Below are 22406 nucleotides of genomic sequence, written 5' to 3'. Positions count from 1 at the left end.
GAATGTTGCCATGTGTACCTACTACGAGGTCCCGGGCCGTGAGCAGCTGGTGCTGCACTTCGGTGACGTTCCCGAGGAAGAGTGGCGCGACAAGATGAGCCCGCTGTACCGGGGACCGTTCCTGCGGGCCAAGGGCGAAGCCGGGCGCGAGCTGGTGGTGGGCCAGTGGGGCATGATCCCGCCGAACTCCAAGACGCATATCCCTACCGGCAAGGACGGCAAGCGCCTGAGCACCGTCAACGCCCGGCGCGAAGGCATGGCCAAGTCATGGACCTACAGCGGCCCCTGGCGCAAGGGGCAGCGCTGCATCATCCCGGCGCAGCTGTACGTCGAACCTTACTGGGGAACAGGCAAACACATCCCCTGGCAGTTTGAGCGCGCCGACGGCGAGCCCTGGGGCCTCGCGGGCCTGTGGAGCGAGTGGACCGACCCGGCCACGGGCGAGGTGCTGCCCAGCTACACCATGATCACGCAGAACTGCGACGATGTGCCCGTTCTGAACCTGATGCACCGGCCCGACCCCAAGCGCGCGCCCGATATGCAGGACAAGCGAACGGTGGTGCCGCTCGAAAAGGGGGATTGGGACACCTGGCTGCGCGGCACCATCGAGCAGGCAGAGGCGCTGGTCAAGGTGCCGCCACTGCAGCTGTTTGTGCACCGAGCGAAGGATCCGGCACAGCAGGTAGAGTTACCTGTTGAATCAGTGTGACGCATGAAGAAGCCCTCTCCCTTTGGCGAATTCAGCGCCATGTAATTTGGCAGACCAACTGCTTGGGTTTGGTTGAAGCAGTTGCGGGACTTCCCATGGTGGTGGCACTTTGCATTTGCGGGTGCTGCTGCCATGGGAAGTGTTAACTGAACCGCAGGGGCGGGCAGGCAGAAAGGGCTCTCTTTGGGAGCCCTTTCTGTTTGCGGACCACATCTCTGCAAGCAGCTGTAAATCCCTGCGGGATCCGGGCATTCGTGCCCCAAGTGACAAATGAACGGTGCTCCAATCGGGCTCCGTTTTGTTTGACTTGATGTCTTCTTCTGTGAATCGTTTGTCCTCTTGGCCAGGCCGTGTGCGTCTGGCAGCTCTGCTGGCCCTGACTCTTGCCGGCGCTGCCCTCCCCCATCCTTCCTGGGCGCGTTCCCCGCAGTTCGACAGTGCGGCGCTGCTCACTCCCGAGCCCACCTCCTTTGCCCAGTGCCCGCAGTTCTTTGCGAATGGCACGCCACCGGCCATCACGCCCCGGCCGCAGCTGCGCGAGCTTTGCTATGAAGCCTTTGCGGTGCTGCACTCCGGAACCACCAAGACACCGGTGTTCGTGGCCCAGCGCCTGAACCGCAGACTCATCGAGGATGCGGACGAGAAACGGGCGAAGCGGTTCTTTGTAGATGCGCGCCTGCCCAGTGGCGAACGGGCGGAGTTGGAGGACTACAAGAACTCTGGCTACTCCCGTGGGCACATGGCACCCGCGGGGGACATGCCGACACCGACGGCCATGGCGCAGAGCTTTAGCTTGGCGAACATGGTTCCGCAGAATGCGCAGCACAACGGCGGCGCTTGGAACAAGATCGAGCAGGACACGCGGCACTATGTGAAGCGGGCCAAGGGGGATGTGTTTGTGATCACCGGGCCGGTGTTCACGGATGCAGGGCCACGAATTGGAGCCAATGGGGTGAAGGTGCCGACTTATCTGTACAAGCTGGTGTACGACGCGACCACCCAAAGAGCCTGGGCGCATTGGCAAACGAATCAGGAGGGGGAGTCGGTGGATCGGCCGATCAGCTACCAGGAGTTGGTGAAGCGCACGGGAGTGGAGTTTTTGCCCAGAAGTGCACTGCAGCATTGAGTGGCAGCAAGGGACGTGTCAGCGGCGGCGGTATAAATCAGGCCTTTCCAACCTCTACACGTGAGCATCCATGAACCGCGCAGAACTCGTTGAAATCCTGGCCTCCAAGAATGATCTGTCCAAGACCGCAGCCAATGCAGTACTGGAAACGCTGATCGACACCATCCAGACCGCCGTCAAGAAGGGCGACGCCGTGCAGCTGGTGGGTTTTGGGACCTTCAAGTCGGCCAAGCGTGCAGCCCGCACGGGCAAGAACCCATCGACCGGTGCAGCGCTGAAGATCCCAGCGAGCACGGTGCCGAAGTTCGTGGCGGGTGCGAAGTTCAAGGCCGTGGTGGATCCCAAAGCTGCCAAGCGAAAGGCGGACAAGGCTGGGATGTAAGTACAGCACTCTCGGTGAATGCCGAGAAAGAACCGCCATGGGCTCAAGCCTCTGGCGGTTTTTTCTTGAATGTCGGCCGAGGGCGGAGATAGATGGTTTGTAGCCAATCAAAGGCTACCGAACGATCTTCCAGCCCATCTCTCGGCTGATTTGCACAGCTGCAGCCTTGGTGGGTACGGCGTCCATCCAGAACGAGGGATCTTCCAGTACACGGATGACCCACTGTGGCTCGCCTGATTCGGTGGTGTGCTCGATGATCACCTCCAGCCTGTCTTCCAGGGCATAACGAATGGCCGTGGCATAGCTGACGGGCGCTTCCTTCTTGAACTCCTTCGCCCACGGCGTTTGTTCGAGGGTTTCCTGCGTCCAGGTGGGTTTGGTGGTCATGGCGCGGGATCTTACGAGGTGGGGGTGTCGATGTGGTGCTCTGAGTGGCAGACAGGGGCATCTCGTACCATCAGGGCCATGAATACATTTTCGAATGCGTTTCGCGCTGAAGTTGTTCGCATGGCGCGCAAGGAGCTCAAACCTGAACTTCAGGGCATGCGCAAGGCCATCACCGGCCATCGCTCCGAGATCGCGGCATTGAAGCGTGAGGTCAAGGCCCTGACCTCCCAGCTCAAAGCCACCCAGCGCCAAGTCAGGGTAGCGGATACGCCCAAGGCCAAGGTCGTGACAGAAGACGCCACTCCCAAGAGATCAAGGCAGATCCAGTTCTATGCGCAGGCACTGGTTGAGAAACGTGCGGATCTGGGCATCACTCAGAAGCAGATGGCCCAGCTGCTGGGGGCTTCCTCGCTGTCTGTCTACAAATGGGAGTCGGGCCAGGTACACCCACGGGCCGCGCAATTGGAGCGCATCGCTGAAGTGCTCAAGCTAGGCAAGCGCAAGGCGCTGGCACTGCTCAATCCGCAGTGAACGGCGGATAGTGAGTCGGCGGGCTCCCCCGCCATGCTCTCAGCGGCGACGGTACGGCTCTCCTGGTGACGAGTCATTGCGTTCGTCCGCCAGTTCGAACAGACACTGCATGTAGGGCTGGACGTCGCTCCATCGGGCGCGGTCTTCATAGAAGCGCGACAGATTGCGCGTCGCCTCCACAGCATCTGGCCACCTGTCTGCAGCGCTTACGCGCGTCATAGCTTCTCGGCTGTCTTGCTCGTCGTGCAGACTTCCGTCCTGCGCGCCATAGGTATGGAACTCCACGATCCGCCTCGGTTTTGCAAAGCCAGTTTCCTGACACATGCCACTTGGAGCTGAGTTCTCACGTGAGGCATGGGCTCCAGCAAACGAGTCCTGGACTGTGTGGAGCACAGATCCGAACGCCACATGATGCAAGTACGGAAGCAGCTTGTCCTGACGCCCCAGGATGTAGAGGTCCGAGACTCTCCACTGTGTGCATCCGAAGTGCTCTTTCAAAGTGGCGTTGTCGATGTCTCGAAGAAAGGTGTCGGGCTTGATTTCGCGCGAGGACACCTTCCAGGCGAACTCCAGCCAGTCCAGCACCTTGGCGCGGGTCGCGCCAGGGTGTACTCCCTCCTCACTGGCCATGGCATGCAGGAACTGCAAGTCGCCGAAGTGCGAGCGGGTCATCACATTGCCTTGCAGACTACCCTTGGTCTTGCTGCACCCAACGATCGCTTGGGTCTGCGCTTTCTTCTCTGCATCCTTGAAGAGACAGTACCAACACAGCGGTTGGGTCGAGAACCGGATGGTCTGGGACACGTTGCAGGACTTGCCGAGGTAGGTGCAGTTGCCCTCGTCGGGTGAAAGCTTGAACGGAGGTAGATCATTCCAACGCACGCCGTAGATGACATAGGGCGTGGCAAAGGGCAGATCCCGAGAGCTGCAGCTGACGTCTTGGGCCAGGGTGCCCGGCTCTATCGGACAACCCATGCCAATCTGGGTGATCTCTTCATGGACGCGGCCCTTGATCAGGACACCCAAGCGATCGGCAGCCCTCGCCAGAGAGTTTTCTGTTTCGTTGGTCAGCTTGGATTCAAAGGCTGAGCCCATGGGGGCGATTTGAAAGGCGACGGCGGCGCTGGAGAGGGCCAGACCACCTGCGGCTACCGCAACTAGACGCGCAACAGTGCACACTGAAGGCGACGATTTTTGGTGATGAATTGCGATCTTTGCGCATGCGGCGTGCATAGGTCCCTCCTACGACCGCACTCTAGATGGAACGCAGTTTTAGGCAACTAAAAATTGCGCACGGCGACCTTGTGATTGCGAGGCACGTCTGAGAGGCCCTGACTGCTTCAGGCTGGTAGCTGCCGCTGAGTTTTGGCATGCCGACGACCGCTGCCGTCAGCACCGGTCATTCAGTTGTTCGCAAACTGAGTGACTGCTGCACCTCCAGGATCTGACCTTCGTCGAAACTTGTGCCTCTGACTGCCAGGATCCAATGAGGCGTGCCGGTCAGCGGCAGCTTTCGAAAATTGCCAAATGGCGGTACCGCCCCAAAGCGGAAGTACCACTGCTCACGGCGAAGGACCGCTGAGCAACGCTGACCTTGGTTGCAATCACGTTGTCCGACACGAGGGCGGGTGCAGATGCTGGGAGCCAGTTTGGAATAACAGTCGATGGCAGGTTGCGTCGGCGAGATCACACGCGAGCAGGCGGTTGTGTCGGTTGTGTCGGCAAATCTTGCCGTGGTCTAGGGGTAGAGCGAAGGCAAAGATCGTGTCTTAATATCTCGTTACATCTAACACTCTGCGGCAATATGTTTGTGACGGCAAGCCCGCTGACCCAAGGTCCTGTCGAGTTGGCACATACAGGGAGACACCATGCACATTCAACATGTAGAGATCGGCAACTTTCGAAAGCTTCAAGCCGTACGGGTGGACTTCGCCGAGCAAACGACAGTTTTCGTGGGCGCGAACAACAGCGGAAAAACGTCGGCCATGGTTGCGCTTCGCCACTTCCTTGTTGACCGAACTGATTTTTCCATCAATGACTTCACCTTGTTCCATTGGGCCAAGCTTGATGCGATGGCCATCGCCTGGGAGACCTCCACTCCCGGAGAGGAAGAAGCAGAGTTCAATTGGGGTGAAGTTCTGCCGCACCTCGATGTCTGGCTGAATGTTCCGACAGAGGATCTTCACTATGTTCAGAAGATTCTTCCCACCCTCGATTGGGCGGGGGCGCATATCGGCGTTCGACTGCGCTACGAACCCAAGGATGTCCAAGCCCTGAAGCAAGAGTACCTGGCGGCCAAGCTCTCCGCTGCTTCTGTCATGGGCACTGTACCGGCATCGGCAGAGGGCACCACGGCAGCAGCGATCCCGCTCGTGGAAGGGTTCGCGCTGTGGCCGAAGTCGATGATGGACTTCCTGTCACTTCGGCTGCGTTCATCCTTTGAGGTTCGAGCATATCTCCTTGACCCCGAAAAGCTCGTGACGCCAAAGAACGGTATTGCCACTCCTCAGGCCCTTCCGGTTGGCAGTGAGCCAATCGAAGGAGACCCGTTCAAGAAAATCATTCGCATTGATGAAATCAGCGCACAACGCGGATTTGGATTTGTTAATGCTTCAAATCGAGGGGACGATTCACAGGAGGACGGGAACTCGCGGGGTGGCAAGAAGCTGTCCAGCCAGCTTCGCAACTACTACACCCAACATCTTGACCCCTTCGATCAGCCCGAGCCAAAAGATCTGGAGGCTTTGCAGGCACTCCATAGCGCTCAGGCCGCTTTTGGCGAACGTTTGGCGACCTGCTTTTCAACGGCTCTGAAAGAGCTTGAGGACATCGGCTATCCCGGCGTCACCGACCCGAAACTTACGATCACCACAAGCATCAAGCCCATCGACGGTTTGAACCATGCATCGGCGGTTCAATATGAAGTCCCCACGCACCTCAAGGAGGGAGAAGGTTTTGCGCACCGCCTCCCTGAAGACTCAAACGGCCTTGGGTATCAAAATCTGGTCTCAATTGTCTTTGCGCTGATGAGCTTCCGCGACAAGTGGATGAAGGTTGGCAAGGCTTCCAAGTCAACCGACCTCGAAGAAGCCCTTCGTCCACCGCTTCATCTTGTCCTGATTGAAGAGCCGGAGGCGCATCTGCATGCACAAGTCCAACAAGTCTTCATCAAGCAAGCCTATGACGTTTTGCGCAAGCACGACAAACTCAAGGATGCGAAGGACCTCCGCACACAGCTTGTCATCAGTACACACTCAAGCCATCTCGCACACGAAGCCGACTTCGCTTCCCTGCGGTACTTCCGTCGCCTTCCTGTCAAGGCAGTGGGTGGCTCCGTGCCGGTGTCATGTGTTGTCAACCTATCCGAGACCTTCGGAAGCGGGGAAGAGACAGGCCGCTTCGTCAAGCGATACCTGAAGGCGACGCACTGTGATCTGTTCTTTGCTGATGGCGCTGTGCTGGTCGAAGGGCCTGCTGAGCGCATTCTTGTCCCCCACTTTGTTCGCAAGCGTGACCAGTACGAGTATCTGCGTCGCTGCTACATCACCTGGCTTGAGATCGGCGGAAGTCATGCGCACAGGCTGAAGTCCTTGCTTGAGCATCTTGGTTTGAACACGTTGATCATCACAGACCTTGACGCGAAGGATGCTGCTGGAGTGTCGGTTCCCCCGGTGCGTGGCTCAAACCTCAAGGCCCGTAATGAGACGCTCAAGACCTGGGTTCCTGCGGTCGAGGATCTGGACACGCTGCTCGACAAGAAACCCGAAGAGATCGTCCTTAACGATCCAAGCGGCTACGGCATTCGCGTCGCCTACCAGCAGCCTATCTCAGCCAAGTTCAAATCCAAGGAACACAAAGAGGCGCTTGCCAATACGTTTGAAGACGCCTTGGTCTATGAAAACCTCGACTTGTTCCAGAAGATGGAGGGGACGGGCCTGATGGGCAGGATTCGCAAAAGTCTTGATGCAGCGACTGATCTCGGCGATCTCGCTCCCCGAATGCTTATTGACTTGGCGAAAGGCGGCAAGGCTGAATTCACCATGGATCTTCTCGACAGCGACGAGATCGACACGATGAAAGTACCGGCCTACATTGACAGCGGATTGCTTTGGCTCGCTGCACAGCTTAAGCGCAAAGAAGATGGCATCTCAGGCAAGGCCCTTGAACCGGCGGAAGTTATGGAAAGCGCCGCCGAGACTACGAAGGCCGCCGCATGAGTCGCCAGACAGCCGTTGCCAGCACGGATATCGTTGATGCTCATGTTGATGAAGAGATCGCAGCTTGCTTGAATCTGGACACCCCGAAGAGCTTCTTCCTTTTTGCTGGTGCTGGTTCTGGAAAGACGCGCTCCCTTGTGACTGCGCTACAGCATGTGCAGACGACTCTGGGCGAGCGTCTCCGGGTCAAAGGACAGCGCGTGGGGGTCATCACTTTCACGAATGCAGCCAGTGACGAAATCAAGAGGCGGCTGCTGTTTGATCCGCTGATCGACGTTCGCACAATTCATAGCTTTGCCTGGTCTTTGATCGAAGGCCTCAACCACGATATCCGTGAATGGCTGCGCGTTGACCTGGCAGAAGACATCGCAAAGCTGAACGTGGATGAGGCCAAGGGTCGAAAGGGTACGAAGGCATCGACGGATCGCCTCAAAAAAATTGAGTCCAAAACCAAGCGTCTCCAGAACCTGCCAAACGTCAAGTCATTCACGTACAGCCCGACCGGGGACAATAGCGGGCGCGATGCTTTGAATCATTCTGAAGTCTTGCAACTGACGGCGCATTTCCTCCAGACCAAGCCTGCTATGCAAAGCATCCTCACGGGCCGCTACCCCATCATGCTCATCGACGAGAGTCAGGACACCAACAAGCATCTGATCGATGCGTTGTTTGCGGTTCAAGCCAAGCTCAAAGGGAAGTTCATTCTTGGCCTTCTCGGAGACATGATGCAGCGCATCTATAACGACGGGAAAGAAGGGCTGGGGCAGGGACTTCCCCCGGATTGGGCGACCCCCGGAAAGCAGCTCAATTACCGTTGCCCCAAACGGGTCATTGCCCTGATCAACAAGGTCCGTAGCTCAACAGACCAGCAACACCAGCAGCCCATCGCCGCCGCAGTTGATGGCGTCGTTCGTCTCTTCATCCTGCCAAGTGACCTCGCAAACAAGCCCGCCGCTGAACAGAAAATCGCAGCCTATATGTCGAGGACGACGGGCGATGAAAAGTGGAATGAACCCAAGGCGATCAAGACCCTGACACTTGAGCATCGGATGGCAGCATCACGCTTGGGCTTCCTTGATGCTTTCTCTCCGCTCTATGACGTGGAGGGTTGGCGTACCAGCTTCCTCGACGGGACGCTGCCTGCATCGCGGTTCTTCTCTGACCAAGTGCTTTCGCTCGTGAATGCCAAGCAGAACAATGATCGGTTTGCTGTTGCGCGTATCGCTAAAGCCTACTCCCCGCGCCTCACGCAAGAGGCCTTGCGCGCGGCCAAAGACACCCAGGAACATCTGAAGCAGGTGAATGCTTCAATTGACGTGTTGATGGAGCTTTGGAAAGACGGGGCCAATCCGACCTTGCTTCAGGTTCTGCGCTGCGTCGCAAAACACAATCTCCTCGAAATTCCTGAATCCCTTCAAGCCAGCGCGTCAGAGGAAAGTGCTGAAGCCGTAGCTTCCGATGAGGATGAGCGCGAGGACCGGCAGACCGAACGGGCGCTTGCCATTCAGTCCTTCCTGAATGCGCCGTTCTCTCAGATCGGTCCAATGATGGAGTACCTCTCGGGGGACGCTCATTTCGACACGCATCAAGGCGTGAAAGGGCTTGAGTTTGATCGTGTCATGGTCATCATGGATGACGCAGAGGCAAGAGGTTTTCTATTCAAGTACGAAGACCTGTTCGGGGGCAAAGCAGCGGGTGAGAAAACCGTTGAAAGCACCAAGCGGCTGTTTTATGTGACGGCGAGCCGTGCAAAGGAAAGCCTCGCACTCGTTGCATATTCTTCGGCCCCAGACCGAGTCCAAAGCTTCGTGCTTCAGGAAGAATGGTTCAACGCCGATGAGGTCGTTGTCGGAGTTCCCGACTGACAGATAGTTTGTTTTGAACGCGATCGCTACCTGGCTTGGCGCGGAAGCGAGGGCAGAAACTGGCCTATGACATCCGACGCCACCGCACTGCCCGGCAAGGTCGAGAAACCTCTCTCAAGGCCTAGCGTCCATCACAGATGTCGACTTCGGTCGGCAGGGTTGGCCGGGCAACTGTTCAATTACCAATAGTCGAGCGGAGCCTTGACCGGACGTTTAAGGAAGGTCTGTCGATGACTGCTCATGGCCGGTACCGGGTCTTGCTTGGCGAGACCGTAACCTGACCTTCGGTGGAAAGATTCGACCGGTCATGGGTCGGCTAACGGCAAATCTGCTGGGGACCCGGTCCCGGCCAGGAGCGGACGCCATCGAGATCCCTCCCCTCACTCGGATTTCATCAAAAAACCATGTGTGTAGACGTCGGGGCGAATCTTGGCGCCCAGCACGTCATGCGCCTGATTGAAGGCGTCAAAGCTGACTGGCGTGTAGTCGCCCGAAGCGTTGCGCAACTTCAGCACGTTCCGCACTTGGTACCAGCCGACGTCGGGGCGCTCAAGGCGCCACTCGGCTCGCACCGTATGAGAGTCAATGTGGTCGAAGTAAGCGCTCCAAAGTATGCGCCCCTCCTTGAGCACGGCATCCGCTTCAGCTGACAGCGTCTTGCCCGCCAGGTGTTGCGACATGAAATCGCTCTCGAAGCGTTCCGACGCGCCAACTTGGTCCTCTGTATACGGAACGAAGTGGTTCACTAGGTCCCAACTTCTGCCGTTCCACTGCAGCCCGTTTGCGCTCGCGCTGTAGTTGCGAATGTCAAACAACGCCCAGACGAGGCAGTCGTCGACGAACTCTTGAGGCAGAGGTTTGAGCGGCGAGAGGAACTGGTCTCGGTCGTGAACCCAGCGCTTTGGCATGACACGGCGGACGGCGAAGACAACGCCCGCTTGGTCGATGTTCTGCCGGGTGACGTATAGGCCACCTGCGCTGCAGTAGGGGGACGACAGGAAGGCCGTAGAGTCCGGAGCATTCTGCAGATCCGAGCCCTTGCAAATCATGCCGCCGATGGCGTCGTCCGCCCACTTCTTACCGCGAACATCCTTAGTGCCTTTCGCGGGCCAGAAGGCGTGCCCTAGCGGTAACGCGTCCTCGTCGTTCGGAGGCACCCTCTTGATCCACTCTCCCATTAAGCGGGACGATGGCAGGGCGTAGAACGTTTTAGTCCCAATCGGCTTAGCGTTCTTGTCGATGACGTCGGTTGTGATGTCCGTAAACTGGGGCACCCGTTTAGTCAGGGGCGCGAGCTTCCAAATAAGGAAGCCGATAGGGAAATTGCCGGCCAAGCCTTCGAACGCCTTGCTGTGTACGATGAAGCCACCCAAGTATTCCCCATTCCAGCGATCGCGGAATGGGGCGAAGTTTGGGGCGTTGACGTGCTTCATCTTGCTGAAGCAAGCCACCGTGGCGTTCGGCATCTCCCGTGCGATGCGCACCAGGAACTGGAGGTACAGCTCGCGGGCGGCGTAGCCGTACCCAGCCATTGACTTCCCCATCATCGTGCTGGCGACTTCCTTTTTCGAGTCACCTCCACCATCGCCCATCGTGTTGTCGGCGTTTGTGGATTCCGCATAGGGCGGGTTAATCAGGGCCAGAATCTTCTTGCCATCGGCGATGGCCTGCCGCAGAGCGGGCGGCACCTTGTTCGTCCTTGAGTAGTCGATGGAGCCGTCTTCTGCAAGGTCGTCGTTGAGGTAGTCGTACTGGAAACGAACAGCCGCCGCGCAGGTCTTAGTGGACTGCATCATGCGCAGGTCGGGCTCGTCTAGCGTGCTCATGAAGATGCGGCGGTGGTTCGAATGCTTGACCTCCAGATTGCCGACTCCGCAACACATGTCCCAGACGAAGTACTCCTTCTGCCAGTTGGCTCCGAGCACCTCGCTTAGCTTGTCATAAGCCTTGTCGACGACGTTCAGCGGCGTGTAGTACGCGCCCTTGAACATGCGCTCATCGAGCGGGATGAGGCTGTCGCGTCGCTCCAGCAGATAGTCGCGATGCTCCGCTACTGGCGGGCGGTGGTAGATGGCCCAGAATCGACGGTACCCCTCCCTGTTGCCCAACTCGTACACGGCCCCGTTGAGGATGAATGCAGGGGCGTTGCCGACCCAGGCAAGGCGGGCTGGCAGCCCCTGGTAGGTCTCGACCTTGCCATCGTTCATCACATCAGCGTAGAACAGGAGGGCGTAGTCCTCCTCCTTGGCGCCGTTGATTTCCAAACCAATCATCTGAACCCACTTGTCGTACACCTGCTTTAGATTTGCCGGGGTGATTTGAATCCGGATAATTTCCCCGGATTTGATGGCCGTCTGGAGAGTTTCGACGAATTCCTTCTCGTGCGTCGAAATCCGGAAGCTGACGAAGTGAGTGCCGATGTGTGCGGAGATGGCTTCTAGCGCCTCCTGTGTGTACTGGCTCGCGGACTTGCCCCACTTGACTGTCTTCTTGGCCAAGAAAGGGACAACGTCGGCCGACTTCATGATGGCGGCTTTCTCGGTGTCAATGACCGCAAGGAACGCAGGTAGCTTCTCGCCGTTGTTGATGGCGACCTGGACGTAGTGGAGCAGCTGCGTGAACTGGGCATACGTGCTGTGCTTGCCCGTATGCTTCGCCTCAAACCAGACTTCATCTGTCTGAATATCGATGAGGCCCTTCGTGTACGCCTTTAGCCCCAGCGCCTTTATGTATGCGTCTTTGACGTCTTCCTCGGTCTTAACGTTCCTCAGTGCTTCGTAAAGGGTAGTCACTCTTCGAATCCTCCGTGTACGAGATGGTACAGGTCTAACAACGTCTGATCGACCGGCGGCGTAAGGCCGAGGACACTCGCAGGTGCAGCCGAACGTTCTACCGAAGCTGGCAACGCAGGCCACCAAGATACTGTTCACCCCGGAACGCCAAGGGGCCGGCGGGTGAGCAGACCGACGGGTACGTGACCGCCTGCGGTTATCTCGGATGACACCTACCCGCGCCCGCTTTGGGTCGGTAGCGCCGTCCCAACGCTTCGAACAGCAAACATTCCGGAGCGAGTTGACGGCGACAACTGCGGGCAGCCAGGCTGGACGACCGCAGCACCCTTGACAACGGACGCTGAAGCCGTCAGCCGCCGAGGTGCGTCGGCGACTGCTTCGTGCCAAGCAGCGTGAACTCGGCGGCTAATCGCAGATGACGACAACCGCTGCAATACAGTCCACCGCCCCTAAAGCTGCTCCTCTCTATCCCTACTGCTGGCCATGCGCAGAAGGAAGCACAAGTCCAGTCCTGAGTGCTCGACCCAAATGCGGCATTGCCACCCTGACAAGGAGCTCTCGTTTGACCAGGTAGTCAGCAACTCGCTGAAACCCCGCGATCGTCGCGTCATCAAGTCCACTAAAAACGCCCACACCACAGTAAGTGAAACGGGCCTTGTAGTTCGGATCATTGCTGTTGTGATATAGCCCCGCACCCCTCGTCACTTTGTTCTTCCACAGCTCCCCGATGAGCCGAGCGATCGTCACATCCTGGCGAACTTTCGATCCATTGAAAAGCAGCATTAGATGCATGTGGGGGCCCTTACGCACTCCGTACTCAATCTTGGCGGCATAGCCAAGAAAGCTCGCGGCAAAGCCCTCCTTGATCGCGTGCAACAGATCACTCCAGTGGTCTAGGATCTCGTGACTTGAATCGGCGCGGGCCGCATATTGCTTACCGTAGCCCACATCGAGTCTGATGACCATGAGCTTGGGGTATCTTCTTTTGAAAGCGAGCATTCGTTTGACCAATGCCCCACAGGCACGTTCCCGCTCACGTCGCGCGTTGTCAATTTTTGATCTGCCGAACCAACTCGCATACACAACCATGAGCTCGTCAAGGATCACCGAACAGCCGCTTGTACTCCTCCAAGTGCCAACGCATGAGAGCGATTGCGTCATGCATCGTGCGCTCGTCGATGTCACCATCGAGTTGAAAGAAGCAATGCATGACACCAGCCATTCGGGTTGCTATCTCGACTGCCTTCGAAGCCTGATCACGGACATCCGCATAAGCACCGTCTGGACGCAGGCTCAACTCCATTTCAGCGGCAAACTGTTGCCGTAGGCAAGTGGCCCCGGCTGTCAGTCGAAGAAGCTGTCGAGTCGCCTGAGGGTCCCGAAGAATCTCATTGCTGCGGGTTTCGCCCTCATGTCTAAGGCGCTGAAACTGCTTGATTGCCGAGTAAGGCCTGTTGGCACTATGTCCGCAACGACTGCCACGATCAGGCTACAGGGTGTTGCCTCACCGGTCAGTCCTTCCACGTCGACCTTGGCTTGTGTCACTGACGCCATGACGGCCATCATTGCGCTGCCGATGAGCGGCGCAGGCGCTTGGGTCTCCATGCCTGCAGTTTCACATTCGGTGACTTCCATCGCAATTAGTGTTAACACGCCCTAGACGATCAGCGTGGCTTGCAGGGTGTTGGTCAGCCACGCCATCCATTTGTAGAAATGGGCGCGCTCGTGCGTGCCCAGCGCGGGCGCCAGACCCGCCTGCGGGCGCGTGTCGCACAGGTGCAGGCAGATGGCCGCGGTTTCGTAGAGCACGAGGTCGCCATCGATCAACACCGGGATCAGTCCGTTGGGGTTCAGGCGCAGGAAGTCGGGCGACTTCTGCTGGTCGCGCATGCGGTCCACCAGCACCAGCTCGAAGGGCTCGCCCAGCTCTTCGAGCAGGATGTGCGGCGCCATGCTGGCGGTGCTGGGGTAGTGGTGCAGCTGGATCATCGGTTCGCGGGGGTCAGCCCAAAGAGTCGGGCGCCATTGTTCCACGCGATGCGGCGCGCCACGTCGGCCGGCAGGCCGCCCAGCCACGCGCGATAGCCCTGCATGAGGTCGTCGTAGTACAGCCAGCGCTGGTTGACCCAGGTGTCGGAGCCGATGAGGAAGCGGTCGGGGTACTTGAGCAGCAGGGCGCGCCATTCGGGGCAGAGCTGGCCGCCATCGCAGGTCAGCCCCGGGCGGTAGGAGAGTTCGCCCATGAGCTGCGGGTAGCGCGCCAGCAACTGGTCCACCCGTTCGATGGGTGTTCCACCGATGCCGGTGTGCGCCCAGACCAGCTTGAGCTTGCGGCCTTTGGACGGCGCGTTCGCCATCAGCAGATCGATGGCCACGTCGTCCACGTGCGCCAGAACGGCCAGATCCTTCTGTTCGGCGAGCGCCATCAGCGCCTGCGCCACCGGCCCGTTGGCGTTCGCACTGTCGTAGAGGTGAGTTCACCCAGGCCGCGGTAGGGGCCGCTCGGGGTGCCGCGCGCCAGCTCGGTCTGCACCAGCTCGGCGATGCCGGGGTCGCGGAACCAGTTGTGGTAGCCCGCCCGGTCGCAGTAGAGGCGCACGAAGGGCACCACCATCACGCCGGCGGCCTGGGTCTGCGCACGTGCCTGGGCCAGCGCCCGGGTGCCGTCGTTGGGGCGCGAATTGGCGACGATGGCGCGCACACCGTTGCGCTGCATGCGCGCGAGCACGTCCTCCAGCGGGTGCGGGCAGGCGGGCTCGGGCGTGGCGTGCACGCAGGCTTCGTCGTTGTAGTGCAGGTGGGCGTCGAACAGCGGGCCGGCGTAAGGCGTCTGCGCCTGAACTGCCGTGGCGGTGGCGGCCGCCAGCAGTCCCAGCAGCCGCACGGCGGGTGACATGGCCGTCAGCCCAGGTGTTGCGCCAGAAAGGCCAGGCTGCGCTCGCGCGCCAGGCGGGCGGCGTCGGCGTTCCAGCTGGCCCGCTGGTCGCAGTTGAAACCGTGGTGGGCCGGGTAGGTGTGCACCATCACCTCCGGATGGGCCTGGCGGAAGGCCTGCACGCTGTCCAGCGGGATCCATTTGTCTTCTTCGGCAAAGTGGGCCAGCACCGGCACCTGGGGCTGGCGCGACACCTCGGCCGGGGTGGTCATGCCGCCGCCCTAGTAGGGAACGGCAGCGCTCAGGCCCACCAGTTCGCAGGCGCTGCGCCAGGTGAGCAGGCCACCCCAGCAGTAGCCCACGATGCCCACTTTGCCACCCTGCGCGGCGTGGCGGATGGCGGCCTGGATGTCGGCCAGCACGCCGGGCGCGGGCAGGGCTTCCACCGCCGTCTTGAGCTCGAAACCGGCGCCCATGTCGGCCTCGGTGTAGCCCAGCTCGACGCCGGCCTTGACGTGGTGGAAGGTGGACGGCGCGACGACGAAATAGCCGTCGGCGGCGTAACCGTCGGCCACGGCCTGGATGTGGCTGTTGACGCCGAAAATTTCCTGCAGCACGACCAGGCCGCCCTTGGACTGGACGGCGGGTTGGGCCACGTAGGCGGGGAAGGTGAAGCCGTCGGCGGCGGTGAGCTGGGCAAAGGTTCCCATGAAGTCTCCGAACGATGGGTTGTTGTGGGTCCGGTCGGCGACGGGCGAGGCCCCCGGCGCTGCGTTATGTTCCGGTAGATGCGGTTGTACCGCTGTTTCGGGCCGTTTGCAGGAGGCACAGACATGAACAAGGTTTTGCTGGTCACCGGTGGCAGCCGCGGCATCGGGGCGGCCACCGCGCTGCTCGCGGCGCGCCAGGGCTGGGCGGTGGCGGTGAACTACACCGCGAATTCGCTGGCGGCCGACGAGGTGGTGCGCAGCATCCGCGCCAGCGGCGGGACCGCCATCACCGTGCAGGCCGACGTGGCCGACGAGGCGCAGGTGCTGCGCATGTTCGAGAAGGTGGACGCCAAGCTGGGCCGGCTCACCGGGCTGGTGAACAACGCCGGTGTGGTCGACGTGACGGCCCGCGTCGACGAGATGAGCGCGGCGCGCTGGAAGCGCATGTTCGACATCAACGTGTTCGGCAGTTTTCTCTGCGCTCGCGAGGCGGTGCGGCGCATGAGCACGCGCCACGGCGGCGACGGCGGGTCCATCGTCAACCTGTCCAGCGCCGCGGCGCGGCTGGGTGCGCCCGGACAGTACGTGGACTACGCGGCGGCCAAGGGCGCGATCGACGCCTTCACCATCGGACTGGCCAAGGAAGTAGCGGGCGACGGCATCCGCGTCAACGCGGTGCGACCGGGCCTCATCGAGACCGAGATCCACGCCTCGGGAGGCATCCCCGACCGGGTGAACCTGCTCAAGCACCAGGTGCCCATGCAGCGCGGCGGCACGGCCGACGAGGTGGCGCAGGCCATCGTCTGGCTGCTGTCGGATGCTGCAAGCTACACCACCATGTCCCTGATCGACGTCTCTGGAGGACGCTAGAACCATGACCGCGACCACACCCGAGAACAGCCCGCACATCAAGATCTGGTGGGAAGACCTGGAGATCGGCCAGACGCGCGACCTGGGCAGCATCTCGCCGACGAAGGAAGAGATCATCGCCTTCGCCAGCCAGTTCGACCCGCAGCCCTTCCACCTCAGTGAAGAAGGCGGCCGGGCCTCGGTGTTCGGGGCGCTCAGCTCCAGCGGCTGGCACACCTGCGCCATGGCCATGCGGCTGATGGTGACCAACTTCCTGCACGAGACCTCCAGCCTCGGCTCGCCCGGCCTGGAGAGCCTGAAGTGGACCAAGCCGGTCTACCCCGGCGACGTGCTGCGGCTGCAGCACACCATCACCGAGAAGCGGCCGATGAGCAAACGCCCCGACGTCGGCCTGGTGCGCACGATCTGGGAGATGTTCAACCAGCAGGGCGAGAAAGTGCTGCACATGGAGGGCTACGGCATGTTCAGAAGACGGGAGCCCGCACAATAGCGGCATGGACTTCAAGCCCCTGATCACCCTGCTGGCCCTGGTCAACCCGCTGGCCATCGTGCCCTTCTTCATCCACTACACGCAGGGCTTCAGTGCGGCGCAGCGCAAGCGCACCATCCTGATCTCGTCATTCAGCGCCTTCGTGGTCATCGCCACCTGCGCCATCATGGGCCTGCAGGTACTGGAGTTCTTCAGCATCTCGCTGGCGAGCTTCCAGGTGGGTGGCGGCATGCTGCTGCTGACCTCGGCCCTGTCCATGCTGAACGCCCAGCCGGCCGAGGCCAAGGCCACCAAGGGCGAGGTGGACGACGCGGGCACCAAGGCCTCGATCGCGGTGGTGCCGCTGACCATCCCGCTGCTCACCGGCCCGGCCACCATGTCCACGGTGGTGATCTACGCCGACCAGGCCAAGACCTTCTTCCAGCACGCCGCCCTGGTGGGCTACGGCGTGGTGATCGCGCTGGCCACCGCCGTGTGCTTCGCCGCGGCCCGGCCCATCGCGCGCTTCCTGGGCCAGACCGGCATCAACGTGATGACCCGGCTGATGGGCCTGATCCTGGCCGCGCTCGCGGTGGAGGTGATGGCCGCCGGTCTGGTCAAGCTGTTCCCGGCGCTGGGCGCCTGAGCAGCGACCCCGGTTCAGCCGAACTTGATGAACAGCTTGCTGTAGGGCGCCTTGACCTGGCCGATGGCCTTCTCGATCAAGGCCCTGTCGCCCGCCGCCACCGCCGCGTTCAGCGCCTCCACCGACCGAGTCACCGCGCCCAGCAGTTCCTTGAACTCTGGCGATGACTGCGCCGCCGCAGTGGCTTCGCTGGCGAGCAGGCCCGCCAGGTAGTTCAGCACGCCGGCCTGCGCGGCCAGCTTCGGCAAACCGCCGTCCGCCTGGAGCCACTTCGGCCCCTCGTCCAGCAGATGCTCCATCTGGGCGTGGTAGGCGTTCATGTGGTCGCTGTAGACGATCACCTGGTTCTGGCGCCGCAGTTCACTGAGCAGGTCGCGCACCGACTCCAGCGTGGCGTGTGCGTCGGTCAGTTTGCCAGCGGCCACCTGTTGCGCGGCCACCGCGTAGTACCCGTCGACGCCCGTCAGCGTCTTGGCCATCAGCGCATCGTTGGCATAAGGCACGGTGGGCTGGGACTTCACCAGCTGGGTCACCTGGGCCCAGGCCTGTTGTGCCTGCTTAAGCGCTTCGGCGGACTCGCCGGCCTGGCCGGCGTTGGTCTTGAACAGGGCAGCACGGTAGGGCACGTAGGCCTTCTGCAGGGCATCGGTGACAGGGTCGGCCGCCCAGGCGGGCCAGGCGCAGGCGCCCGCGGCAAGGACAAGCACGGACAGGACTCGGAGGTGTGGGTACTTCATGGCCGTTGCAGGTGGACAAGGGGAAGACCATGGTACCCCTACCCGTATTAAGACAGCTTAAATCCGCCCCCTGCCGCCGCGTCTGCGTGCCGCGTCAGGATGTCGCAGGTCAGGCGGATGTGGGCTTCCAGCGCCAGCGCGGCGCGCGCCTCCTGCCGCGCCATCGCCGCCAGAAAGATGCCCTGGTGCTCGGCGTGCACATCGCGGTCGAAGCCCGGCGTGGCGCCGATGCGGATGGCGATGTGGCGGTAGCGCTCGCCGTGGCGGTAGAGGATGTCCAGCAGGTGCCGCGTCCAGGGTGAGCTGTGGCCCGCGATCAGGGTTTCGTGGAAGTGGCGGTTGGCGCGCTCCCACTGGTCCGGGTCGCGGCCGGCGCCGCCCTCCTCGGCCACGCTGAGCCGTGCAAAGGCCCCGCGCACCGAGCGCTCCCAGCCCGCGTCGCCGAGCCGGATCGACTGGCGCAGCGCTTCGGTTTCCAGCCGCACGCGGGTGTCGGTCAGGTCGCGCAGATCGTCCAGCGAGACCGCGCTGACGCGGTAGCCGCGCTGGCCTTCGACCGTGACCAGCGCGTCGGACACCAGCAGCGCCAGCGCCTCCCGCAGCGTGCCGGCGCCCACGCCGTAGTGGTCCTTGAGGTGCTCGACGCGCAGGCGCTGGCCCGGCTGCAGATCGCCACACACGATGTCGTGACGCAGCGCCCGGTAGGCGCGTTCGGTGAGCGTGCGGGGTTCGGGTTCGTCGCTGCGCGGCGCAGGGCCGGCAGCGTGGACGGGTTGGAGCAGTGTGTGCAACATGAACGTGCTCAGTCGGGTTCGGGGTTCTGGGCGCGCTTGAGCCGGTAGGCCAGCTGCGCGCGGCTCAGACCCAGCAGGCGGGCGGCGCCGGCCAGATTGCCGCGGCTGCGCTCGACCGCCAGGGCCAGCACCTGCGCCTCCAGGGTCTCGATCGGCACGCCGGCATCGAGCACCTGCGCGCACAGGCGCAGCTCGTCCTCGGGCGCACGGCGCGCCAGCCGGCCCTGCGGGTCGATGCCGTCCTGCGCCGGCTCGGACTGGTTGGGGAACAGGTGCTCGACCTCGATCACGCCGCCCTGCGCCGCCAGGATCACGCCGCGCTCGACCAGGTTCTCCAGCTCGCGCACGTTGCCGGGCCAGCGGTGGCGAGCCAGCGCTTGCAGCGCGCGGTCGCTGAAGCCGCCCAGGCGCTTCTGGTGCAGCGCGGTGAAGCGCGCCAGCAGGTGCCGAGCCAGCGGCTCGATGTCGCTGCTGCGTTCGCGCAGCGGCGGGATGCAGATCGGGTAGACGTTGAGGCGGTAGAACAGGTCGCGCCGGAACTGCCCGCGTTCGACCGCGGCTTCGAGGTTGACGTTGGTCGCCGTCACGAGGCGCACGTTGACCTTGCGCGCGCTCTCGCTGCCCAGGCGCTCGATCTCGCCCTCCTGCAGCACGCGCAGCAGCTTGGCCTGCGCCGGCAGCGGCATGTCGCCCACCTCGTCGAGGAACAGCGTGCCGCCTTCGGCCCGCTCGAAGCGGCCGGCCCGCGCCGCGTGGGCACCGGTGAAGGCGCCCTTCTCGACGCCGAACAGCTCGGCCTCGATCAGCTCGGCCGGCAGCGCCGCGCAGTTGACCGCCACGAACGGCCCGGCGGCGCGCTCGGAGTGTTCGTGCAGTGCGCGCGCGAAGCGCTCCTTGCCCACGCCGGTCTCGCCGGTGAGCAGCACCGTCACCTGCGTCGCCGCGGCGCGGCGCATCAGGTCGTGCGCGTGCTGGAAGCCCGGCGAGGAGCCGACCAGCATGCCACCCGACTCGGCCGGCTCCAGCGTGTTCTTCAACGCCTCGACCTGCTGGCTCAGCGCGGCCATCTTCTCCAGCAGCGAGTCGTCCTCGAAGTACTGGCGGTGCGCGTCACCGTCGGGCCACTCGTCGATCGGCCGGCCTTCGATCAGGCAATGGTCGTCGCCGCAGGCCGAACACTTCGTCTCCTTGTACAGGATCAGCCGGCCCATGAAGGCGCTGGTGTAGCCGCTCGCGTAACCCAGCAGGGTCCAGCAGGCCGGCTCGTCGACCACGCCGTATTGCAGCCGGTGCGCGTGCGCCTCCCAGGAGTCGTCCCAGCGGAACACGCCCTCGAAGCGGCCGGCCGCGGCGTCCATCTCCAGCCGCACCGGCGTGACGCGCGCCGCGCCTTCGAGCATGTGCAGCTGCGGCCCGACCAGGAACATGTCTTCCAGTGTCTTCTTGCCGCGCGTCTTGGCCGCGAAGCCCGCATCGTGCAGGCCGCAGGCATAGCCCATGCGCGTGAGCAGGCGCCGCGCGTGGTCCTTGCCGACCGAGGTGATGAGGTCGTGGCGCAGCGCCGTCAGCGCCGCGGTGTGCAGCAGCACCATGCGCCGCTCGCCCAGCCAGATGGCGCCGCTGTGCGGCTCGAAGCGCAGCAGCCGGCGCAGGTCGTTGTCGGGCGGGTAGGTCAGATGGGGGTCCAAAGGTGTCTCCGGTGGGTCGCTCTGCGGCGACTGGAATCTCGATATTTTCCGCCAAGCGCCCCAAATCGACAAACCGGCGAAGCAGTGCCTGAATTTGATCATTTGATCACTCGCAGCAAAAAGCGCCTCATCAAATCGAGATTTTTCTCACGTGCTGCGCCGCAACAGTCCAAGAAACAGACTATCGAAGGGTGTCTGGCGATCCAGATGCTGCGCTGCACACCGACATTTTTCTCAGGGATTTCCCTGAAATATCGAGATTTTTGGCCCAACCCCGGCGGACTGGCACGCCATCTGCGAGAGGGGACGCGTCCGACAACGCACCGACCGCCCCAAGCACCATGCCCCAGACCACCGACACCTCCCTGCCCGCCGTCGACGCCTCGCTGCGCTTCGTGCGGGTGATCGAGCGCCGTGCCGACGGCCTGGTCGCCTTCGAGTTCTCGATCGGCTGGCCGGAGCTGGCAGTGGAGCTGATGCTGCCGGCCCCGGCCTTCGAGGCCTTCTGCGTCAACAACCGGGTGCAGCGTCTGGACACCTGAGTTCCCGAGAGCCGTTCAACAACCATTCCAACGGAGACAAGCACCGATGAACATCGACCTGCAGGCGCGGGAGATCACGCCGCTGCGCCAGACCTACGCCCACGTGGCGAAATACATCGGCGGCGATAAGACCGCCAGCCGCTACCAGGAGGCCACCTTCGGCGCTCAGCCGATGGTCAACTTCCACTACCGGCCGACCTGGGACCCGGGCCACGAACTCTTCGACGCCAGCCGCAGCAAGATCGTGCTGGCCGACTGGTACGTGCTCAAAGACCCGCGCCAGTTTTATTACGCCACCTGGACCATGACCCGCGCCAAGCAGCAGGACGCGATGGAGGCCAACTTCCAGTTCGTCGAGCAGCGCGGCATGGTCGGCAAGATGCCCGACGGCGTGCGCGAGAAGGCCCTGACGGTGCTGATGCCGCTGCGCCACGCGGCCTGGGGCGCCAACATGAACAACGCGTCCATCTGCGCCTACGGCTACGGCACCGCCTTCACCGCGCCGGCCATGTTCCACGCGATGGACAACCTGGGTGTGGCGCAGTACCTGACCCGCCTGGGCCTGGTGCTGGGCGAGCCGCAGTCGCTGGAAGACGGCAAGCAGGCCTGGCTGGACGCCCCCGAGTGGCAGGGCCTGCGCCGGCTGGTCGAGGACAGCTTCGTGGTCAGCGACCCGTTCGAGCTGTTCGTGGCGCAGAACTTCGCGCTCGACGGCCTGCTGTACCCGCTGATCTACGGTGGCTTCGTGGACGACCACGTCGCCCTGCAGGGCGGCACCGCGGTCGCAATGCTGACCAGCTTCATGCCCGAGTGGCACGACGAAACCGCGCGCTGGATCGACGCCGTCATCAAGGCCGCGGGCGCCGAATCGGACGCCAACAAAGCCCTGCTGCGCGGCTGGGCCGGCCACTGGATGGACCGCGCCCAGGCCGCCCTCTCGCCCATCGCCCGCCTGGCCCTGGGCGAGACCGGAGAAACCGTGTTGAGCGACGCCCGCGTGCAGCTGCAGGCGCGCCTGGCCAAGACCGGCGTCACCGCCTGACCAGGCCTGAACAGGAGACCACAA

The 22406-nt window shown here is 62.2% G+C and carries 20 protein-coding genes and 3 pseudogenes; 11 read left to right on the top strand and 12 right to left on the bottom strand.

Annotated features, from left to right (window positions below; all coding sequences use genetic code 11):
- The first annotated feature begins 10 nt into the window (after positions 1-10).
- The 3 genes from P7644_RS20440 (at position 11) to P7644_RS20430 (ending at position 2217) form a co-directional block, all read left to right on the top strand.
- Complete coding sequence (locus P7644_RS20440) at positions 11-709, top strand: SOS response-associated peptidase (protein ID WP_404303437.1); 699 nt, start codon at positions 11-13, stop codon at positions 707-709.
- Positions 710-1019: 310 nt separating this feature from the next.
- Positions 1020-1835, top strand: coding sequence for a DNA/RNA non-specific endonuclease (locus tag P7644_RS20435; protein WP_404303435.1), 816 nt, complete (start codon positions 1020-1022; stop codon positions 1833-1835).
- Between the two features lie 70 nt (positions 1836-1905).
- Positions 1906-2217: an HU family DNA-binding protein gene (locus P7644_RS20430; protein WP_404303434.1), complete on the top strand. Its 312-nt coding sequence runs from the start codon at positions 1906-1908 to the stop codon at positions 2215-2217.
- Positions 2218-2331: 114 nt separating this feature from the next.
- Here the strand turns inward: P7644_RS20430 and P7644_RS20425 are convergent, their stop codons facing one another.
- The gene (locus tag P7644_RS20425) at positions 2332-2604 is read right to left on the bottom strand and encodes a hypothetical protein (protein ID WP_404303432.1); all 273 of its coding nucleotides are present in this window, start codon (positions 2602-2604) and stop codon (positions 2332-2334) included.
- Positions 2605-2682: 78 nt separating this feature from the next.
- On the opposite strand from P7644_RS20425, the gene P7644_RS20420 reads away from it, so the two are divergent.
- Positions 2683-3135 (top strand): helix-turn-helix domain-containing protein, encoded by a 453-nt coding sequence (locus P7644_RS20420; RefSeq protein ID WP_404303431.1) that lies wholly within the window; start codon positions 2683-2685, stop codon positions 3133-3135.
- A gap of 39 nt (positions 3136-3174) precedes the next feature.
- Here the strand turns inward: P7644_RS20420 and P7644_RS20415 are convergent, their stop codons facing one another.
- Positions 3175-4368 (bottom strand): hypothetical protein, encoded by a 1194-nt coding sequence (locus P7644_RS20415; RefSeq protein ID WP_404303429.1) that lies wholly within the window; start codon positions 4366-4368, stop codon positions 3175-3177.
- Between the two features lie 635 nt (positions 4369-5003).
- On the opposite strand from P7644_RS20415, the gene P7644_RS20410 reads away from it, so the two are divergent.
- Together P7644_RS20410 and P7644_RS20405 are read left to right on the top strand one after the other, a co-directional pair.
- On the top strand, positions 5004-7352 hold the full coding sequence (locus P7644_RS20410; RefSeq protein ID WP_404303428.1) for an AAA family ATPase: 2349 nt from the start codon (positions 5004-5006) through the stop codon (positions 7350-7352).
- Positions 7349-9217, top strand: coding sequence for a UvrD-helicase domain-containing protein (locus P7644_RS20405; RefSeq protein WP_404303427.1), 1869 nt, complete (start codon positions 7349-7351; stop codon positions 9215-9217). Before P7644_RS20410 ends, P7644_RS20405 begins: the two co-directional genes overlap by 4 nt.
- Positions 9218-9597: 380 nt before the next feature.
- Here P7644_RS20405 and P7644_RS20400 read toward each other — a convergent pair whose 3' ends face one another.
- From P7644_RS20400 to P7644_RS20370, 7 genes and pseudogenes are all read right to left on the bottom strand, one after another.
- Positions 9598-12009, bottom strand: coding sequence for a hypothetical protein (locus tag P7644_RS20400; protein ID WP_404303426.1), 2412 nt, complete (start codon positions 12007-12009; stop codon positions 9598-9600).
- A gap of 471 nt (positions 12010-12480) precedes the next feature.
- On the bottom strand, positions 12481-12975 hold the full coding sequence (locus P7644_RS20395) for a hypothetical protein (protein WP_404303424.1): 495 nt from the start codon (positions 12973-12975) through the stop codon (positions 12481-12483).
- Between the two features lie 130 nt (positions 12976-13105).
- Entirely contained in the window at positions 13106-13396 is a 291-nt protein-coding gene (locus P7644_RS20390; protein WP_404303450.1) for a DUF3987 domain-containing protein, read from the bottom strand.
- On the bottom strand, positions 13354-13644 hold the full coding sequence (locus P7644_RS20385; protein WP_404303423.1) for a hypothetical protein: 291 nt from the start codon (positions 13642-13644) through the stop codon (positions 13354-13356). The genes P7644_RS20390 and P7644_RS20385 overlap by 43 nt, the downstream gene beginning before the upstream one ends.
- A 24-nt stretch (positions 13645-13668) precedes the next feature.
- A pseudogene (locus tag P7644_RS20380) lies at positions 13669-13998 on the bottom strand (glutathione S-transferase family protein); the annotation flags it as partial.
- Positions 13995-14905: pseudogene (locus tag P7644_RS20375) on the bottom strand (amidohydrolase family protein). The pseudogenes P7644_RS20380 and P7644_RS20375, both read right to left, overlap by 4 nt.
- 5 nt (positions 14906-14910) lie before the next feature.
- A pseudogene (locus P7644_RS20370) lies at positions 14911-15594 on the bottom strand (dienelactone hydrolase family protein).
- 123 nt (positions 15595-15717) lie between these two features.
- Between P7644_RS20370 and P7644_RS20365 the strand changes: the two are divergent.
- Genes P7644_RS20365 through P7644_RS20355 form a run of 3 tightly spaced genes read left to right on the top strand, consistent with a single transcriptional unit; the run spans position 15718 to position 17579 of the window.
- Positions 15718-16464 carry an SDR family oxidoreductase gene (locus P7644_RS20365; RefSeq protein WP_404303422.1) on the top strand — a complete coding sequence of 249 codons (747 nt, stop codon included), beginning with the start codon at positions 15718-15720 and terminating at the stop codon, positions 16462-16464.
- Between the two features lie 4 nt (positions 16465-16468).
- Positions 16469-16954 (top strand): MaoC family dehydratase, encoded by a 486-nt coding sequence (locus tag P7644_RS20360; RefSeq protein WP_108498388.1) that lies wholly within the window; start codon positions 16469-16471, stop codon positions 16952-16954.
- 4 nt (positions 16955-16958) lie between these two features.
- Complete coding sequence (locus P7644_RS20355) at positions 16959-17579, top strand: MarC family protein (RefSeq protein WP_108498389.1); 621 nt, start codon at positions 16959-16961, stop codon at positions 17577-17579.
- A 14-nt stretch (positions 17580-17593) separates the two neighbouring features.
- On the opposite strand, the gene P7644_RS20350 is transcribed toward P7644_RS20355, so the two are convergent.
- From P7644_RS20350 to P7644_RS20340, 3 genes are all read right to left on the bottom strand, one after another.
- Entirely contained in the window at positions 17594-18286 is a 693-nt protein-coding gene (locus P7644_RS20350) for a hypothetical protein (protein ID WP_146191314.1), read from the bottom strand.
- Between the two features lie 77 nt (positions 18287-18363).
- Positions 18364-19110, bottom strand: a complete 747-nt coding sequence (locus tag P7644_RS20345; protein WP_404303421.1) for a GntR family transcriptional regulator — start codon at positions 19108-19110, stop codon at positions 18364-18366.
- 8 nt (positions 19111-19118) lie between these two features.
- Positions 19119-20798 carry a sigma-54-dependent Fis family transcriptional regulator gene (locus P7644_RS20340; RefSeq protein WP_173142690.1) on the bottom strand — a complete coding sequence of 560 codons (1680 nt, stop codon included), beginning with the start codon at positions 20796-20798 and terminating at the stop codon, positions 19119-19121.
- A 341-nt stretch (positions 20799-21139) separates the two neighbouring features.
- Here P7644_RS20340 and P7644_RS20335 point away from each other — a divergent pair, with 341 nt between their 5' ends.
- Positions 21140-21340 (top strand): phenol hydroxylase subunit, encoded by a 201-nt coding sequence (locus P7644_RS20335; RefSeq protein ID WP_008344281.1) that lies wholly within the window; start codon positions 21140-21142, stop codon positions 21338-21340.
- A gap of 46 nt (positions 21341-21386) precedes the next feature.
- A complete protein-coding gene (locus tag P7644_RS20330) occupies positions 21387-22382 on the top strand; it encodes an aromatic/alkene monooxygenase hydroxylase subunit beta (protein WP_404303420.1) in 996 nt (331 codons plus the stop codon).
- Positions 22383-22406: the final 24 nt, after the last annotated feature.

The sequence above is a fragment of the Alicycliphilus denitrificans genome (assembly GCF_044792555.1).
In the GTDB taxonomy this organism is placed as follows: Bacteria; Pseudomonadota; Gammaproteobacteria; order Burkholderiales; family Burkholderiaceae_C; genus Alicycliphilus; species Alicycliphilus denitrificans_A.
This window is presented reverse-complemented; position numbering and strand designations above follow the sequence as displayed.